Source organism: Roseobacter sp. TSBP12, assembly GCF_009129705.1.
Classification (GTDB): Bacteria; Pseudomonadota; Alphaproteobacteria; order Rhodobacterales; family Rhodobacteraceae; genus Celeribacter; species Celeribacter baekdonensis_A.
Genome location: NZ_PYIB01000044.1, coordinates 110,294 through 126,269, shown reverse-complemented (window position 1 = coordinate 126,269; position 15,976 = coordinate 110,294). Strand labels below are relative to the sequence as shown.

15 protein-coding genes and 4 pseudogenes are annotated in these 15,976 nt (G+C 58.7%); 14 read left to right on the top strand and 5 right to left on the bottom strand.

The window, feature by feature from the left end; all coding sequences use genetic code 11:
* The 7 genes and pseudogenes from C8029_RS13650 to C8029_RS13625 form a co-directional block, all read left to right on the top strand.
* The coding region (locus C8029_RS13650) for a pseudouridine synthase (RefSeq protein WP_152003102.1) at positions 1 to 1,392 on the top strand (1,392 nt) is incomplete at its 5' end.
* 199 nt (positions 1,393 to 1,591) lie between these two features.
* Positions 1,592 to 1,861: a hypothetical protein gene (locus C8029_RS22990; protein WP_353617607.1), complete on the top strand. Its 270-nt coding sequence runs from the start codon at positions 1,592 to 1,594 to the stop codon at positions 1,859 to 1,861.
* Positions 1,858 to 2,496, top strand: a complete 639-nt coding sequence (locus C8029_RS13645) for a 5-bromo-4-chloroindolyl phosphate hydrolysis family protein (protein ID WP_353617606.1) — start codon at positions 1,858 to 1,860, stop codon at positions 2,494 to 2,496. The genes C8029_RS22990 and C8029_RS13645 overlap by 4 nt, the downstream gene beginning before the upstream one ends.
* A 36-nt stretch (positions 2,497 to 2,532) precedes the next feature.
* Positions 2,533 to 3,714 (top strand): toxic anion resistance protein, encoded by a 1,182-nt coding sequence (locus C8029_RS13640; protein WP_152003101.1) that lies wholly within the window; start codon positions 2,533 to 2,535, stop codon positions 3,712 to 3,714.
* Positions 3,714 to 4,678 (top strand): annotated as a pseudogene (locus tag C8029_RS13635) (DUF2927 domain-containing protein). Before C8029_RS13640 ends, C8029_RS13635 begins: the two are co-directional and overlap by 1 nt.
* 18 nt (positions 4,679 to 4,696) lie before the next feature.
* Positions 4,697 to 5,812, top strand: coding sequence for an SPFH domain-containing protein (locus C8029_RS13630; protein ID WP_152003100.1), 1,116 nt, complete (start codon positions 4,697 to 4,699; stop codon positions 5,810 to 5,812).
* Between the two features lie 5 nt (positions 5,813 to 5,817).
* Entirely contained in the window at positions 5,818 to 6,201 is a 384-nt protein-coding gene (locus C8029_RS13625; protein WP_009572889.1) for a hypothetical protein, read from the top strand.
* A gap of 23 nt (positions 6,202 to 6,224) precedes the next feature.
* Here the strand turns inward: C8029_RS13625 and C8029_RS13620 are convergent, their stop codons facing one another.
* Positions 6,225 to 6,608 carry a CZB domain-containing protein gene (locus tag C8029_RS13620; protein WP_157789820.1) on the bottom strand — a complete coding sequence of 128 codons (384 nt, stop codon included), beginning with the start codon at positions 6,606 to 6,608 and terminating at the stop codon, positions 6,225 to 6,227.
* A gap of 80 nt (positions 6,609 to 6,688) precedes the next feature.
* Between C8029_RS13620 and C8029_RS13615 the strand changes: the two are divergent.
* From C8029_RS13615 to tsaD, 7 genes and pseudogenes are all read left to right on the top strand, one after another.
* Positions 6,689 to 7,812 (top strand): annotated as a pseudogene (locus C8029_RS13615) (TFIIB-type zinc ribbon-containing protein).
* A gap of 70 nt (positions 7,813 to 7,882) precedes the next feature.
* A pseudogene (locus tag C8029_RS13610) lies at positions 7,883 to 8,802 on the top strand (carbohydrate kinase family protein).
* On the top strand, positions 8,799 to 9,239 hold the full coding sequence (dtd, locus tag C8029_RS13605; protein WP_152003099.1) for a D-aminoacyl-tRNA deacylase: 441 nt from the start codon (positions 8,799 to 8,801) through the stop codon (positions 9,237 to 9,239). The pseudogene C8029_RS13610 and the gene dtd overlap by 4 nt, the downstream one beginning before the upstream one ends.
* Before the next feature lie 117 nt (positions 9,240 to 9,356).
* Positions 9,357 to 9,824 carry a tRNA (adenosine(37)-N6)-threonylcarbamoyltransferase complex ATPase subunit type 1 TsaE gene (gene tsaE / locus C8029_RS13600; protein ID WP_193217652.1) on the top strand — a complete coding sequence of 156 codons (468 nt, stop codon included), beginning with the start codon at positions 9,357 to 9,359 and terminating at the stop codon, positions 9,822 to 9,824.
* Positions 9,821 to 10,429, top strand: a complete 609-nt coding sequence (locus C8029_RS13595; RefSeq protein WP_009572895.1) for a peptidase M22 glycoprotease — start codon at positions 9,821 to 9,823, stop codon at positions 10,427 to 10,429. The genes tsaE and C8029_RS13595 overlap by 4 nt, the downstream gene beginning before the upstream one ends.
* Positions 10,426 to 11,028 (top strand): L-threonylcarbamoyladenylate synthase, encoded by a 603-nt coding sequence (locus C8029_RS13590; protein ID WP_152003096.1) that lies wholly within the window; start codon positions 10,426 to 10,428, stop codon positions 11,026 to 11,028. The genes C8029_RS13595 and C8029_RS13590 overlap by 4 nt, the downstream gene beginning before the upstream one ends.
* Positions 11,025 to 12,017, top strand: a complete 993-nt coding sequence (gene tsaD / locus C8029_RS13585) for a tRNA (adenosine(37)-N6)-threonylcarbamoyltransferase complex transferase subunit TsaD (RefSeq protein WP_152003095.1) — start codon at positions 11,025 to 11,027, stop codon at positions 12,015 to 12,017. Before C8029_RS13590 ends, tsaD begins: the two co-directional genes overlap by 4 nt.
* Here tsaD and C8029_RS13580 read toward each other — a convergent pair.
* From C8029_RS13580 to C8029_RS13565, 4 genes and pseudogenes are all read right to left on the bottom strand, one after another.
* Entirely contained in the window at positions 12,014 to 12,745 is a 732-nt protein-coding gene (locus tag C8029_RS13580; protein ID WP_009572898.1) for a proteasome-type protease, read from the bottom strand. The genes tsaD and C8029_RS13580 overlap by 4 nt on opposite strands.
* 17 nt (positions 12,746 to 12,762) lie before the next feature.
* Complete coding sequence (locus C8029_RS13575; RefSeq protein WP_152003094.1) at positions 12,763 to 13,563, bottom strand: transglutaminase family protein; 801 nt, start codon at positions 13,561 to 13,563, stop codon at positions 12,763 to 12,765.
* A 6-nt stretch (positions 13,564 to 13,569) separates the two neighbouring features.
* Positions 13,570 to 14,510: pseudogene (locus C8029_RS13570) on the bottom strand (alpha-E domain-containing protein).
* A gap of 16 nt (positions 14,511 to 14,526) precedes the next feature.
* The gene (locus C8029_RS13565) at positions 14,527 to 15,951 is read right to left on the bottom strand and encodes a circularly permuted type 2 ATP-grasp protein (RefSeq protein ID WP_152003093.1); all 1,425 of its coding nucleotides are present in this window, start codon (positions 15,949 to 15,951) and stop codon (positions 14,527 to 14,529) included.
* Positions 15,952 to 15,976: the final 25 nt, after the last annotated feature.

Genomic DNA, 15,976 nt, shown 5'->3' with positions numbered 1-15,976 from the left:
GGCGACCGCATCGCCAAAGTGCTCTCGCGCGCCGGCATTTCCTCGCGCCGCGAAGCCGAAGACTTGATCAACGAGGGCCGCGTCACGGTCAATGGCCGCAAAGTGGTCTCCCCCGCGCTCAACGTCATGCCGAAAGACCGCATTTATGTCGATGGCAAAGAAGTGGGCGAACCCGAACCGCCGCGCGTGTGGCTCTATCACAAACCATTGGGCCTTGTGACCACGGCCAAGGACGAAAAAGGCCGCGAAACGGTGTTTGACAAATTGCCGGTGGAAATGCCGCGGGTGATGTCTGTCGGTCGCTTGGATATCAATTCCGAGGGCCTGCTTTTGTTGACCAACGATGGCGAGGTCAAACGCAAACTTGAGCTGCCCGACACCGGCTGGCTGCGCAAATACCGGGTCCGCGTCAAAGGCACCGCCTCTGAGGCGACATTGGACACGCTGCGCAATGGCATCACCATTGACGGCGAGGACTTTCAGGGCATGGAAGTCACCTTTGATCGGCAACAGGGCGCCAATGCCTGGCTGACCGTCGGTCTGCGTGAAGGCAAAAACCGCGAAATTCGCCGCGCGATGGAACATATCGGACTGGTGGTGAACCGCCTGATCCGGCTGTCCTATGGCCCGTTCCGCCTTGGCACCTTGCAACCCGGTCAGGTCGAAGAGGTCCGCGCCCGTGTGCTGCGCGATCAGTTGGGCATGGATCTTGAGGTTGGCGATGGCGGGTTTTCCAAACGCGGCGCACCACAAGGCGCGAAACGGACAGTGTCGCGCGACGGCAAGCCAGGCGGTCCGCGCACCGAAACCAAAGGCCGCAATGACGCGCGTGGAGGTTCTGGCGGAGGTGATCGCCGCGTGGACGGCAAAGCGCCGTTCAAGCCGCGTGGAGACAAACCGGCCTATGGCGACCGTGATGATCGTTCCGGTGGCAAACCGGGCGGCAAACCTAGCGGTTTCAAACGCCGCGATGATGCGGGTGGGGATCGTCCCTTTAGCGGCAAACCGCGCGGCGAAGGCGGCTTTAAATCCCGCGATGATCGTGACGGTAAGCCGGGTGGCAAACCTGGCGGTTTCAAACGCCGCGACGATGCGGGTGGCGGGCGGCCCGAGGGTGGGTTCAAGAAACGTGAGGGTGATTCTCGGGGTGATTTCAAATCCCGCAGCGATTCACGAGGCGAGTCCCGTGGCGATCGCGATGGCAAACCCGCAGGTCGGCCCTTTGGCAAACCGGGTGGAAAGCCAGGCGGCAAACCGGGCGGTTTCAAATCCGCAGGTTTCAAAAGCCACGGCGGCGGCGCGGAGGGCAAACCCCGCTCCTCCGGGTTCAAATCCCACGCAACCAAGCCCGGTGGCAAGCCGGGCGGGAAACCGCCGAGAGGCAAGACCTAACAAAAGAACATCGGGGAAAGGGGGGCAGATGCTCCCCTTAACTCTTTCGCAGCGCGCAATTTCTTCCTATATCTGGACCTGAACACTGCGTTTGATCGAAAGGGTGGCCATGAGCGACAGTCCGTTTTCAAAACTGGCCTATTATCTTTTGGTCGCGCTGACCTTTTACGTCACGATCAAAGCGCAGGGAATGTGATCCATGGCCCAACGGTATGGTTCGACCTATTCACCCGATGGCAGCCCGAAACCTCCGGCGAAACCGGAGGGCGCGGGCACACCCCCGCCCCCGCAACACCGCCCTTTTGATGGCAAACGTCCGTCCCGCGTCGGCGCGCGCTCAAACCTGTTGTTCTACGCGGGTCTGCCCTTGTCGTGGAAAGCATTTTCCGCCGAACCCATTGTTATGGCAGGCTATTTAGCGGCCCTGGGATGTCTTGTGGGGGCGGCGTTTTTGACCCGTGAAGGTTGAAGGCCGAAGAATCCTATGAGGCGCGCAAAATCTCGCGTCGCCCCGCGATCCCGCGCAAAATCTTTGGCTCTGTCTTGACCGGCGTCGGGCTTGGCCTTGTCGGCTGGTTCGGCTGGGGCCCTGTCGAGACGGTGATTTTTGCCAGTCTCGGCACCGTGCTGCACAGCCTCGCCTTTGGTTTTGATCCTTTGAAAAACAAAGGCATGGATGACATTGACACGTTTCAACAAGACCGGGTGTCCAAAGCGATTGACGAGGCGGAAGCGCATTTGAACGCCATGCGCGAAGCGTTGTCGCGGTCGGGCGACCGCGCCGCCGAAACCCGCCTTGACGCCTTTATCAAAACCGCCCGCGATATGTTTCGCACTGTCGAGGAAGACCCGCGCGACTTGACCGCTGCGCGCAAATATCTTGGGGTTTATTTGCTGGGCGCGCGCGATGCGACGATCAAATATGCTGACCTTTGGGCGCGCACCAAAAACGCTGAGGCGCGTCAGGATTGGTTCGCGCTGCTTGATGATCTCGAACAAAATTTCACCGCGCGCAATGAGGCGTTACTTTTGGGTAGCAAAACTGATCTTGATATCGAGATTGAGATCCTGCGTGACCGTCTTGCCCGCGAAGGCATCAAATAAGTAAACTTTTCAAGTTCTTAACTGGGGAACCGTTCCATGTCCGACACCACCCGCCAAAAGGCCGAAGCCGCATTGAAAGACGTCGAAGCCGTTACCGCCGTTGTCCTCGCAGAGCCAAAGGGCGAGTTGATCGACCCGGTGGCTTTGGCAAACACACCTTTGAGCGCGGAAATCGAGCGTGCGAAATCCGAGATCAACATGGGGGACACCAATTCGATCGTCCGCTTTGGCTCGGGGGCGCAGGCTGAATTGCAAGTGATCTCACAAGCGATGCTGGAAGATGTGCGCAACAAGGATGTGGGGCCAGCGGGCGACTCTTTGCGCTCCATCGTCACCACCATTCGCGGGTTTTCCGTGTCCGAACTCGATGTGCGCCGCAAACGCAGCTGGTGGGAAAGACTGTTGGGCCGCGCCGCACCGATGGCAAAATTCATCGCCCGCTACGAGACCATTCAAACCCAGATCGACAAGATCACCGACAATCTTTTGACGCATGAGCACAAGCTGCTCAAAGACATCAAATCGCTCGATATGCTTTATGATAAAACGCTGAATTTCTATGATGAATTGGCGATTTACATTGCGGCGGGCGAATTGAAGATCAAGGAATTGGACGAGAGCGACATCCCCGCTCTGGCCGCCGCGGTGGAGGCCGCGCCCGAGCAGGACCAAGTGATCAAAGCGCAGGAATTGCGCGATCTGCGCGCGGCGCGCGACGATTTGGAACGCCGGGTGCATGATCTGAAACTGACTCGCCAAGTGACGATGCAGTCTCTGCCCTCGATCCGCTTGGTGCAGGAAAACGACAAATCCCTGGTCACCAAGATCAACTCCACACTGGTCAACACCGTGCCGCTTTGGGAAACCCAATTGGCCCAAGCCGTGACCATTCAGCGTTCGACCGAGGCCGCGAAAGACATCAAAGCCGCGACGGATCTGACCAACGAGTTGTTGACCGCGAATGCTAAAAACCTACGCGAGGGCAACAAAATCGTGCGCACCGAAATGGAACGCGGCGTGTTTGACATCGAGGCCGTGAAAACCGCCAATGCCGAATTGATCGCCACCATTGAGGAAAGCCTTCAGATCGCCGACGAGGGCAAACGCAAGCGCGCCGAGGCCGAGGTCGAACTCAAAACCATGGAAGCCAATCTGCGCGACACTCTGGCCTCCGCCAAAGCCACCGGCAACGCCGCCGGGCCATCGGTGCGTTCCTGATGCGTCCCTTGGGTCGGGCAAGATTGACAGTCCTCGGCGCGAGCGCAGGGCTCGCGCTGTCGGCCTGTGTGCCCGGTCCAAGCACACCGCCCATCGCGCGCCCGCCCAGCCACGCATCGCAACCCGTTTTGCGTCCAGACAGCACCAGCGTCACCCCGCGCAGCACCGAAAGCCGTTTGCTTCAGACCTATTTCGCACGGGTTCAGGCCGATCTTTTGGCCAATGACCTGTTGCGCACGGACGGGGGCGGGCCGGATACGCCCTTTTCCGCGCGCCAGCTTGCGGTGAATTTTGACGCCATCGCGCTCAATGACGAATACACCTCGGTCGGTGGGCAGTTTATCGCCAAAACCACGCCCTCTGATCTGCATCGCTGGGATGTGCCCGTGCGGCTCGGCATTGAATTCGGCTCCTCTGTGCCGGTGGAACAGCGTCAAAAGGACCGCGCGACGATTGAAAGTTTTGCCGGGCAACTGGCTCGTGCCTCGGGCCATGCGATCAGCGTGTCCTCCCGCCCGAACTTCAATATTCTGGTGCTCAACGAAGACGAACGCCGCGCCATTGGCCCGCGTCTGAGCCAGCTCATTCCGGGCATCGGCGCGAACGCGATCCGCTCTGTCATCGACATGCCGCGCTCGACCTATTGCTTGGTGATCGCCTCTGATCCCGCCAATGACGGCGCGTATCGCAAGGCGGTGGCGATCATCCGCGCCGAGAACCCGGACCTGTTGCGCCGCTCGTGTTTCCACGAGGAAATCGCTCAGGGCCTGGGACTGGCCAATGACAGCCCGCGCGCACGGCCGTCGATTTTCAACGACGACGAAGAGTTTGCGTTGCTGACCCGCCATGACGAACTTTTGCTACGGATGCTCTATGATCCGCGTCTGCGCCCGGCATGAGACCCGAAGTTGCCCGCCCGATCTCTGTCGTGATTGCACGCGAATTGATGGGCGAGGATATTTGACGACCATAGGAGGCCCCGATGGGTATTTTCGATTTTCTCTCTGGCGAATTCATTGACGTCATCCATTGGACGGATGACACCCGTGACACGATGGTGTGGCGGTTTGAACGCGAAGCGCATGAAATCAAATACGGGGCCAAATTGACCGTGCGCGAAGGTCAGGCGGCGGTGTTTGTGCATGAGGGGCAGCTGGCGGATGTGTTTTCGCCGGGGCTTTATATGTTGGAAACCAACAACATGCCGATCCTCACCACGTTGAACCATTGGGATCACGGGTTCAAATCGCCGTTCAAATCCGAGGTCTATTTCGTCAATACCACGCGGTTTTCCGACCTCAAATGGGGCACGAAAAACCCGATCATCTGCCGCGACCCGGAATTCGGTCCGGTGCGCATCCGCGCCTATGGCACCTACACGGTCAAAGTCTCTGATCCGGCGCTGTTTTTGACCGAAATCGTCGGCACAGACGGCGAATTCACCATGGATGAAATCTCGTTCCAAATCCGCAACATCATCGTTCAGGCCTTTAGCCGCATCGTTGCAAGCTCTGGCATCCCGGTGTTGGACATGGCGGCAAACACGGCGGATATGGGCAAATTGGTCGCCAGCGAGATCACCAAAGTGGTGTCTGAATACGGCCTGATCATTCCGGAATTTTACATTGAAAACATCAGCTTGCCCGAAGCGGTCGAGGCCGCGATGGACAAGCGCACCTCGATGGGCATCGTGGGCAACCTCGATGGCTATATGAAATTCAACGCCGCCGAAGCCATGGGCGCGGAGAATTCAGCGATGGCGTCGTCGATGGGGGCGGGCATGGGCGCCGGGATGGGCATGGCGATGGCCGCACAAGCAGGACCATGGGGTGCGCGTCCTGCCGCCGCATCTCCCGCACCTGCCGCTCAAACCCCACCCCCGCCGCCAGTCGAACATGTCTGGCACATCGCCGAGAATGGCGAAACAACCGGCCCGTTTTCCAAGGCGGAAATGGGGCAGATGGCCGCAAAGGGGACACTCAAACGCAGCTCTTACGTCTGGACCCCCGGTCAGGACGGGTGGTTGCAGGCCGAAGATGTGCGCGAATTGGCACAGCTTTTCACCATCGCGCCGCCGCCGCCCCCGCCGGGTGCGTAACGCTCATGCCTCTTGCCCCTCGGGTGCATCGGTCGCCGGATTGTGACCGGTCCGCCACAAATGCCAAAGTGACCGAGATCGCCCTCGCCCTTATGGGTGTGGTCGAAGTGGATCATGGGGTGTTTTCTGAGACGGCCAGTTGGGATCAAACCGCGACGCCCTGTGTGCTTGGGCGCGATGCAATCACGGCGCACCTGCTGAATAAGGTGCCGCCGCAAAGCATTTCGATTGATCAGGTCGTCTGCCATGGCAAAGCGGGCACCGTTTCCGGGCGTTTGACCAGAGACGGGATTGGGACCATGGTATTTTGCCATGTCATCCGCTTCACCGACTCGTCTTGCCGCCAAGTCGGGCAGGCCGTGAGTTTTGAGCACCGTGACGCCGCATGAAACAGCATCGCAGCCTTGTCGCATTAGGAAAACCTGCGGAAATCTTCGCGCCAATCGTTGAGATTGATGATCAACGAATGGGTCATCCGTTTGAAATGGGGCGCTTCATAGCCTGTGCGCGCCGAGGCGCGATCGCCATTTTCAACATGAACTGCAATTTTACCCGCCTCGACATGAAACTGCGTGTGCATCGCTTTGATCATGTTGAATTTCTTCATCGCCGGGTCATTGGCAGAGGGCGACAGTCCAGCCAGCCATTTGCCAAAATCGCATTGATCGTCACAGGAGATGTCCTGTGATGTTTTTTCGAGTTTACCGTGATCAATACACTCCGAAAACGTCCGCGTCCAAGAGGCGTGGGCACAAATGGCATCACGCACATGGGTGTCTTCATTCCTCTTTTGCAAGACCCGTCTCCACATTCATCAACGCGCGTTGTGCTGTGTCGAAGCATGGGCTCTGCGCCCTTAACACCGGGTAAACATGCATGAACTCAGAGAAATTTTCTGACCAAAGCACACAGGAGCATCGCTTTCCCTGTTCTGCCTGCGGGGCGGATTTACGATTTGACCCGGAGGCCAAGCTGCTCAAATGCGACCATTGCGGCGCGGATCAACCGCTTGATAAAGGTGATGCCCCGCCCCCGCGAGAGTTAGATTTTCGCGCTGCATTGAACGCGACCCTGCCGGATCAGGCGATGGAAGAGACCCGCGTTTCAACCTGTCCCAACTGCGGAGCGGAGGTGGAATTTGACGCCGACATCCATGCCACTGAATGCCCGTTTTGCGCCACCCCCGTGGTCACGGACACAGGCGTGCACCGCCAGATCAAACCGCATGGCCTCCTGCCCTTTGCCCTCACCGAGGCGCACGCGCGCAGCGCGATGACAGATTGGCTTGGTCGCTTGTGGTTTGCCCCAAATGGGCTCAAGGATTATGCCCGCAAGGGGCGGCAATTGTCGGGGATGTACCTGCCCTATTGGACCTTTGATGCGCAAACGGCGACGCAATACCGGGGTGAGCGCGGCGATGACTATTACACCACACGCACGATCACCCGCGATGGCAAAACCCAAACCATTCGTGAACGTCACACCCGCTGGCGGGCCAAATCCGGCCGCGTGTCGCGGTTTTTTGACGATGTGCTGGTGTTGGCCTCACAGGCTTTGCCGACGCGGTTCACCGATGGCTTGCGCCGTGGGATCTGTCCGAATTGGAACCCTATGTGCCGGATTATTTGGCCGGGTTTCGCGCCTCGGCCTATACCGTTCCGCTCGAAGAGGGATATGAGAGCGCGCGCGACTACATGGACCGGGTGATTGTCCGTGATGTGAAATTTGACATCGGCGGGGATCGGCAAAGGGTGCATGACCTCCAGACGGCGGTGTCGGAGGTGACGTTCAAACATATCCTTTTGCCGGTGTGGATGGCGGCCTATAAATACCGGGGTAAGACCTATCGCTTTGTTGTCAATGGCCGCACCGGAAAGGTCCAGGGCGAACGGCCCTATTCGGCATGGAAAATCGCCTTGGCGGTGATCGCGGGGCTGATCGTTGCGGCGGGCGTGGGCTATGTGGTGGCGATGAATCAGCAGGGCACAGGCGGGTTTTGAGCCTTTTTTCTTGCACAGATAGCGCTAACACCCCTAAAACGACGCAACCCCCTTTCTAGGAGACAGGCCCATGATCCTTTGCGCAGGCGAAGCCTCATCGACATGCTGCCCCGCACCACAACGCTGGGCGAAGACGCCTATGCGCCCTACCCCGGCGGCGCTGTGTTTAACACCGCCATCGCTTTGGGGCGGCTTGGCGCGAATGTGGGCTTTTTCAGTGGCTTCTCAGAGGATTTCTTTGGCGATCTGTTGAAACAAAGCCTCGCTCAAAGCCATGTGGATGGCAGTCTATCCCTCACCGTGGATCGCCCCTGTACCGTGGCCTTTGTCAAATTGGTCAATGGTCACGCCACCTATGCGTTTTATGACGAAAACACCGCCGGGCGGATGTTGACCGAGGCCGACCTCCCTCCCCTCCCCGACACGATTGAAGCGGTGTTTTGTGGTGGGATTTCTTTGCCGGTCGAACCCTGCGGCGCGGCCTATGAGACGTTGTTTGTTGAGGCCTCCAAAACCCGCGTCACCATGATCGATCCGAACATTCGGCCCGGATTTATCCGTGATGAGGCCCGTTATCGTGCACGAATCGAACATATGCTGACCCATGCCGATATTGTCAAAGTCTCGGACGAGGACCTGTTGTGGCTGATGGGCGACGGTGAGATTGAGGCCCATATCGAACTGCTTTTGACCAAGGGACCAAAGCTTGTCTGCCTGACCATGGGCGGGGATGGGGTCAAGGGCTATACCGCCGGGCATGTCACCCATGTGGCCGCCGAAAAAGTGACGGTTGTGGATACAGTGGGGGCCGGGGACACGTTCAACGCAGGCCTTTTGGCCGGGCTGCAACGGGCGGGCAAACTGACCAAAGCGCATGTTGCCGATTTGGATGAGGCCACCTTGCGCGCGGCACTTGCCCTTGGGGCCAAGGCCGCCGCCGTAACCGTCAGCCGCGCCGGGGCCAATCCACCATGGGCGCATGACCTATGAGAGCGCTGGTTCAACGCATTTCTGAAGCCGCCGTGCGAGTCGATGGTGCGGTGGTTGGGCACTCCGGGCCGGGGCTTTTGGTTTTGGTCTGTGCGATGCGCGACGACACCGAAGCGCAGGCCGAAAAACTGGCCGCCAAGATTTCAAAACTGCGCATTTTTCAAGATGATGCAGGCAAAATGAACCTGTCTGTCCGTGACATCCAAGGCAGTGCGCTTGTGGTCAGCCAATTTACACTCGCCGCCGAGACAAAAGGCAATCGTCCGGGGTTTTCCACCGCTGCTGCACCGGACGTTGGGAACGCGCTCTATGAACATTTCACCAATGCTCTGCGTCAGACCGGTGTCCCCTGTGAGACCGGAATTTTTGGTGCAGATATGAAGGTGAGCCTGATCAATGACGGTCCGATTACGATTTGGCTCGACACGGATCAGTGATTGGGTCGTTCTGAACGGACCGCGCTACCGATGGACCCGGTGATTGACACCATGGACCTTTGGCCCGATTTGCCCTAAATCGCGCAGGACGTTTTCAAAGACCGGACAGACCCCGTGGTGCGCAAAGTGACATTGATTGCGAAAGACGAAGCCGCGACCGCGCGCGTTGCTGCGGCGCTGGCCCCGTTGTTGCACCCGAGCGATGTGATTTTGCTGGATGGCAGTTTAGCGGCGGGAAAGACGTTTTTCACCCGCGCCTTGGTCCGCGCCCTTGGCTCAGACGAGGCGGTGACCAGCCCGACCTACACCATCGCCAATATCTATGAGACGCCGAAGAGCATGGTATTGCATGTCGATGCCTACCGCCTGAAAAACGCGCAAGAGTTCTATCACCTTGGGCTGGAAGACTATTTTGACACAGGTATCGCCGTGATCGAATGGGGCGAACGGATAGCGGAAAGCTATGACACCGCCCTGTCCATCCGCCTTGGTTTTGGCGAGGATGACACGGCGCGGGTGTTGTCCATCTCCGCCTCTGCCCCGCGATGGGACACGGTTTTAGACGCATTGGAGACGCTGGCATGAGCAAGGTGACATTGCTTATTCAGGCCTCAAACGGCGTGCCGGTCTTGGCGTTGGCCCGTGATGGCGCGATCCGGTTTGACAGTTCAGAGGTCGAGAGCCTTGCGGGATCGCGCGAGTATCGCCTGATGTTGGAAACCGGGCTTACTGAGATCGGGGCGACGTTGAAAGAGATCACCCGCATCGGCTGTGACATCGGTCCCGGCGGGCTTGGCGTGACGCGCACGGCGGCGGCTTTTGCCAATGGGTTGGGCTTTACCCTTGGGATTCCGGTCGTTGCTCTGCCCGCTTTTGCACTGCTGGGGGCGGAGGCGTTCGACGGTCATACCCCGGTCGCCCTGCTGCGCCGTGCGGGTCGGCCCTATGTGCATTTCGGAATTTTCCGTGATGGCACACTTATACATTACGAACATTGTTTGGAAGAAGATGCCCTTAAGCAGCTCGAAAACTTGGACAAATACAACCTTGCGGGCAATATCCCTGTTGAGGGCACCGCGCCGCCAAAAACCAACACCGCAAAGATGGCGACCCTTCTGAGCCTTGTCGATGCCGCCCCAAAACCCGCCGCAAACGCCCGCGCCTATCCGATTGTCGAGGTGCTGTCATGACAGATCAGGTGCGAGAGATTGCGCAATGCCTTAGCCATGGCGGCGTTGTGCTTTTGCCGACCGACACAGTGCTTGGGCTGGCGGTATCGCCGCAACATACGGCGGCGATTGATCGGCTTTATCGGCTCAAACACCGCCCACGTGACAAGAACCTGCCGATCATGGTTGCGAATGCGGATCAGATTGGGACTCTCGGCGCACGGATCACGCCAAGCGCGCAGACCCTGCTCTCAAGCCCTTTTGTGCCGGGCGCATTGACCATCGTCTTTGGTCTTGATCCGGCGCGCGCCCCCGAATGGCTTGCCGGGCGCGACGAGATCGCTTTGCGCATCCCCAATGACGCGTGGCTCTTGGCAGTGTTGCGCGAAACCGGTCCGCTTTTGGTCACCTCGGCCAACCGATCCGGGGCACAGACACCGGGCACGGCTGATGAGGCTGCAGCGCAGTTGAACGGCACGCCGGATTTGATCGTGGCGGGCACAGGGCACCAAGCCACACCCTCTACCATCGTCAATTGCCGCGTCACCCCGGCCCGGATCGAACGGCTTGGCGCGGTGTCTGAGGCAGAGATCGCCAGCCTTTTGGAGGGCCTCCTATGAGCGCGCTGATCCTTGGCATCGAGACCTCCTGTGATGACACATCGGTGGCGCTTGTTGATCGTTCGGGCCATGTGGCCGCAATCAAAACCGTGTCGCAATATGAAGTGCATGAGGCCTTTGGCGGGGTCTATCCCGAATTGGCCTCGCGGGCGCATCTTGAGGCTATTTTACCGACAATTCAGTCGGTTATGGATGAGGCCTCCGCAACACCGAAAGACCTCACGGGCATTGGCGTGACCCGTGGGCCGGGATTGATCGGCTCGCTTTTGGTCGGGCTGTCCACCGCTGAGGCGCTGTCCTTGGGATGGGGCGTGCCGGCATATGGCGTCAACCATTTGCGTGGGCATATCCGCTCGGTTGAGTTGGAAGACGGCCAAACCGAATTCCCCGCCGTGATCATGTTGGTCTCGGGCGGGCACACGTTGATCGCGGACTTAAAAGACCCGTGGTCTTATCGGCTTTTGGGGACGACACGCGACGATTCCGTTGGTGAAAGCTATGACAAAGTGGCGCGAATGTTGGGGCTTGGGATGCCGGGCGGTCCGGCGATTGACCGGGCGGCAAAATTGGGCAGACCGGTGTTGCGCCTCCCCAGACCGATGAAAAATGAGGGCTATGAGTTCTCGTTTTCCGGCCTGAAATCTTCGGTCGCGCGCCATATTGAAAACCACCCAGAGGTTAGTCTTGAGGACATGTCGGCGTCTTTTGTCGCCGCCTGTCTCGACGTCTTGGTGGCCAAGGCGGACCGGGCGCTGGCGGAGTGCAAACCGCGCTCTTTGGTGATTGTCGGTGGTGTCTCCGCCTCGCCGCAATTGCGCGACGCGATGGCTCAGGTGGCCGGGCGACACGGGGTGAACCTATGCCTGCCGCCGGTGAAATGGGCGACAGACAATGCGGCGATGATCGCCATGGCGACATGGGATTATATCGAGCGCGGCGTCCAACCCGCTCTGTTCCCGAAACCCAATCTCAGCCTCGAGACGCCTTAAAAGGTAAAGCCCGGAAGACTGTCCATCGCGGTCTTCAACGCCTCGCCCCACCTCGATGAAATCGTTTGGAAATACTCGTCATCGGCGGTGATGCGGCGTTGGTGTGTGACTTTATAGGTATCGGTTTCGATCACTTGCAAATCGAACGGCAGACCAACGGAGAGGTTGGCTTTCACCGTGCTGTCAAAGGAAACCAGCGTCAATTTGACCGCATCTTCAAAGGACATAGCCGGATCATAAGCACGCACCAAAATTGGTTTGCCGTATTTGGTTTCACCGATTTGGAAAAACGGCGTCTCATCCCCCGCCTCGATGAAATTGCCCTCGGGATAGATCAAAAACAGGCGTGGCGGGTTGCCTTTGATTTGACCGCCCAAAAGCACGGTGGCGTTGAACGTGCTCGACGCACGTTGGCCTTCGTCGGCATGGGTGGTGATCAGATCCTTGAGGGTCTGGGCCACGATCCGCGCCACCTGGAACATCGAAGGGGCGGCCAGGATCGAAGGTTCGCGCTCTTCCGGCGCTTTGGTACGCTCGTCGAGCAAAGAGACCAAAGCCTGTGTCGTTGCCAGATTGCCCGCCGTCATCAGCGTCAAAACGCGTTCGCCGGGGGCTTCCCAGGTGAACATCTTTTTGAAGGTGGAAATGTTATCGACGCCTGCATTGGTGCGGGTGTCCGACATCATCACAAGGCCCTTATCGAGCATCATGCCGACGCAATAGGTCATCTGTCCCTCCGGGAACTTTATTGTTGCTGGGCAACTTCAATGGCGACCGAAAGAGTCTCTCCCGCCCCGCCGTATCGTGTGCCAGTTACAGGGGCCGCCCCCTGATAGTCCAGCCCTGTTGCAACACGGACGTAACGTGTGTCCGGGCAAATCTGATTGGACACATCAAATCCGACCCAGCCCAGACCATCGACATGCGCCTCAGCCCAGGCATGGGTGGCGTCCTGTTCGATGCGATCATCCATCATCAGATAACCGGAGACATAGCGCGCCGGAAATCCCATTTCACGCGCCGCCGCGATAAAGATATGAGCGTGGTCCTGGCACACGCCTTTGCCCTCGGCAATCGCATCTTCGGCGCGGGTCTCGGATTGCGAGGTGCCGACCTCATAGGCCACGGTCTCGCTGATCACCCGCGAGAGATCGTGCAGCTTGCCGACCGAGCTCTCGCCCTCCACCTGTTTGATCAACGCGCGCACGCCGGGCCCCGGTTTGGTCAGCGGCGTGACGGTTTCAAACAGCCACAGTGGCGCAGGCCCGCGATGCGCGCCAATGATACCCGTGGTGTCAGAGACCTCGACCTCACCCTCCGAGCGCACGGTGACTTCGGTGACGTCTTTATCAAAGGAAATCAGCTCGACCGCATTGTTCATATGATCATGATATTCGAGTTCCTTTTTGGCCCCAGACAGGGTGGTGGTCCAGCGGATCACCTCCTGACCATGGCCGGATTTTGGCGTTTTGCGCAACTGTTGCAGCCCGTAAGCCACAGGATCGGCAAAGGAATATCGGGTGGTGTGGCGGATCGTCAGGCGCATGGGTCCTCACTCATAAAAGCGATAGTCTTGTTCGATTTGACCACCAAGTTGGCGCAAACTCGTCAAGACGTTTTGAATATACTCATGCAGCCCGTATTCAAAGACCGCGTCGATATCATGCGCGTTGAACCGATTGACCAGCGCCTCGGCCAAGTCCATCGAGGGGAATTTGGCACCGTAATCGGCCCCAAGATAGGCCAGATTGTCGTAGATTTTTGACACGCAGAAATTCAGCGAACGCGGCATACGTTTGTCGAGCACAAGGAACTGCGCAATGTCGCGGGCGTTGACTTGCGAGCCGTACGCCATGCGAAACCCGCCCCGCGCCGAGACCGAGCGCAGAATGGTTTCCCAATGCACATTGTCGATCGAGGAACCGACCGAGAAATTCGACGGCAAAAGCACGTAATATTTGACATCCAAAATCCGCGCCGTGGCATCGGCGCGTTCGATAAACGTACCGATGCGGGCGAAATCATAGATGTCATTGCGCAGCATCGTGCCATGGGTCGCGCCACGCACCAAGGCGGTGCGTTGACGAATGAGGCCCAGCACGGCCGGAAGGTCGCGTTCGGAGACTTTGCGTTTCAACGCCTCGCGGGTGGCCATGTAACAGCCGTTCAAGGCCTCCCAGACCTCGCCGGTCAAGGCCGTGCGCACAAGGCGGGCGTTTTGGCGCGCTTCCGAGATGGTCGAGAGTACCGAGGACGGATTGTCCCGAGAGCGCAGCATCCAATCAATCGCGCTGTCTTTGCTGGTCTCATCGTAATGGGCGTCATAGCCTCAATAACGCCCGCCGATTGCATCACCGAGGTCCATTCATCATCGGCATCGCCCAGACGGGTCAGACCAATGCGCTGCCCCGTATCGACAAGCCGCGAGGTGTTTTCGGCCCGCTCCAGATAGCGAAACATCCAGTAGAGGCCATTTGCGGTTTTCCCAAGCATATCTGTCCCCTACCCTTTAATCTTCCAGCACCCAAGTGTCTTTGGTGCCCCCGCCTTGGGATGAGTTCACCACCAAGGAGCCTTTTTGCAGCGCCACGCGGGTCAATCCGCCGGGCGTGATGTTGATCCCCTCAGGCGAGCAGAGCACATAGGGCCGCAGATCGACATGGCGCGGGGCAAGCCCCGCCTTGGTAAAGATCGGCACGGTCGAGAGGGCCAGCGTCGGCTGGGCGATATAATTCGAGGGGCGCGAGGTCAATTTGGCGCGGAAGGCTTCGATCTCTTTCTTGCTTGAGGTCGGTCCGATCAACATGCCGTAGCCGCCAGAGCCATGCACCTCTTTGACCACCAGTTCAGAGAGGTTGTCGAGCACATAGGCCAGACTGTCCGGCTCGGAACAGCGCCATGTCGGCACGTTTTCCAAGATCGCTTTTTCGCCAGTATAGAATTCAACGATCTCCGGCATATAGCTATAGATCGCTTTGTCATCGGCGATGCCGGTGCCCGGTGCGTTGGCGATGGTGATGCCGCCCGCGCGGTAGACATCCATGATGCCAGGCACGCCCAGAGCCGACTCCGGGTTAAAGTTCAGCGGATCAAGGAAATCGTCGTCGATGCGGCGGTAGAGCACATCAATCGGTTGATAGCCGCGGGTGGTGCGCATGGCGACACGCCCGTCGACAACCCGAAGGTCATGACCCTCAACCAATTCCACGCCCATTTGATCGGCCAAAAACGCGTGTTCAAAATAGGCGGAGTTGTAAATCCCCGGCGTCAAGACGGCCACGGTTGGCGGCCCATCACAGGCGGGCGGCGCACAGGCGGCCAGCGAACGGCGCAGGTCCGACGGGTAGTTTTGCACCGGCTGCACGCGGTTCTTGGAAAACAGTTCAGGGAACATTTGCAGCATCGTCTCGCGGTTCTCCAACATGTAGGAGACGCCGGAGGGGGTGCGGGCATTGTCTTCGAGGACATAGAACTGATCGTCGCCGGTGCGCACAAGGTCGGTGCCCACAATATGAGTATAGATGCCCCCCGGCGGACACATCCCCATCATATGCGGTAAAAACGCCTCGTTGCGGGTGATCATCTCAAGAGGGATACGGCCCGCTTTGATGATTTCCTGCCGATTATAGATGTCGTGAAGAAAGGCGTTGATCGCACGGACCCGCTGTTCGATCCCCTTGGACAGCTTTTGCCATTCACGCCCGGAGATCACCCTCGGGATGATGTCGAACGGGATCAACCGCTCTTCGGCCTCCGAGCGTCCGTAGACGTTAAAGGTGATGCCCGTGAGCCGGAAGACCTCTTCCGCCTCGCGTTGTTTTGCTCGGAGCCGTTTGAGGTCTTCGCCTTCAAACCAGCTTTGAAATCCTGCGTAAGGATCGCGCAGGGTCTCATTGCGGCCCCACATTTCGTCAAAGATTTTTGTGTCGCTCATGCTCAGAATTTAGAGGTTCGGTTGA

Bases quoted from the DNA above. Each gene is read 5' to 3' on its own strand.
- C8029_RS22990 (WP_353617607.1), top strand. From the start codon at position 1,592: ATGGCCCAACGGTATGGTTCGACCTATTCACCCGATGGCAGCCCGAAA.
- C8029_RS13640 (WP_152003101.1), top strand. From the start codon at position 2,533: ATGTCCGACACCACCCGCCAAAAGGCCGAAGCCGCATTGAAAGACGTC.
- C8029_RS13630 (WP_152003100.1), top strand. From the start codon at position 4,697: ATGGGTATTTTCGATTTTCTCTCTGGCGAATTCATTGACGTCATCCAT.
- C8029_RS13625 (WP_009572889.1), top strand. From the start codon at position 5,818: ATGCCTCTTGCCCCTCGGGTGCATCGGTCGCCGGATTGTGACCGGTCC.
- dtd (WP_152003099.1), top strand. From the start codon at position 8,799: ATGAGAGCGCTGGTTCAACGCATTTCTGAAGCCGCCGTGCGAGTCGAT.
- C8029_RS13595 (WP_009572895.1), top strand. From the start codon at position 9,821: ATGAGCAAGGTGACATTGCTTATTCAGGCCTCAAACGGCGTGCCGGTC.
- C8029_RS13590 (WP_152003096.1), top strand. From the start codon at position 10,426: ATGACAGATCAGGTGCGAGAGATTGCGCAATGCCTTAGCCATGGCGGC.
- tsaD (WP_152003095.1), top strand. From the start codon at position 11,025: ATGAGCGCGCTGATCCTTGGCATCGAGACCTCCTGTGATGACACATCG.
- C8029_RS13580 (WP_009572898.1), bottom strand. From the start codon at position 12,745: ATGACCTATTGCGTCGGCATGATGCTCGATAAGGGCCTTGTGATGATG.
- C8029_RS13575 (WP_152003094.1), bottom strand. From the start codon at position 13,563: ATGCGCCTGACGATCCGCCACACCACCCGATATTCCTTTGCCGATCCT.
- C8029_RS13565 (WP_152003093.1), bottom strand. From the start codon at position 15,951: ATGAGCGACACAAAAATCTTTGACGAAATGTGGGGCCGCAATGAGACC.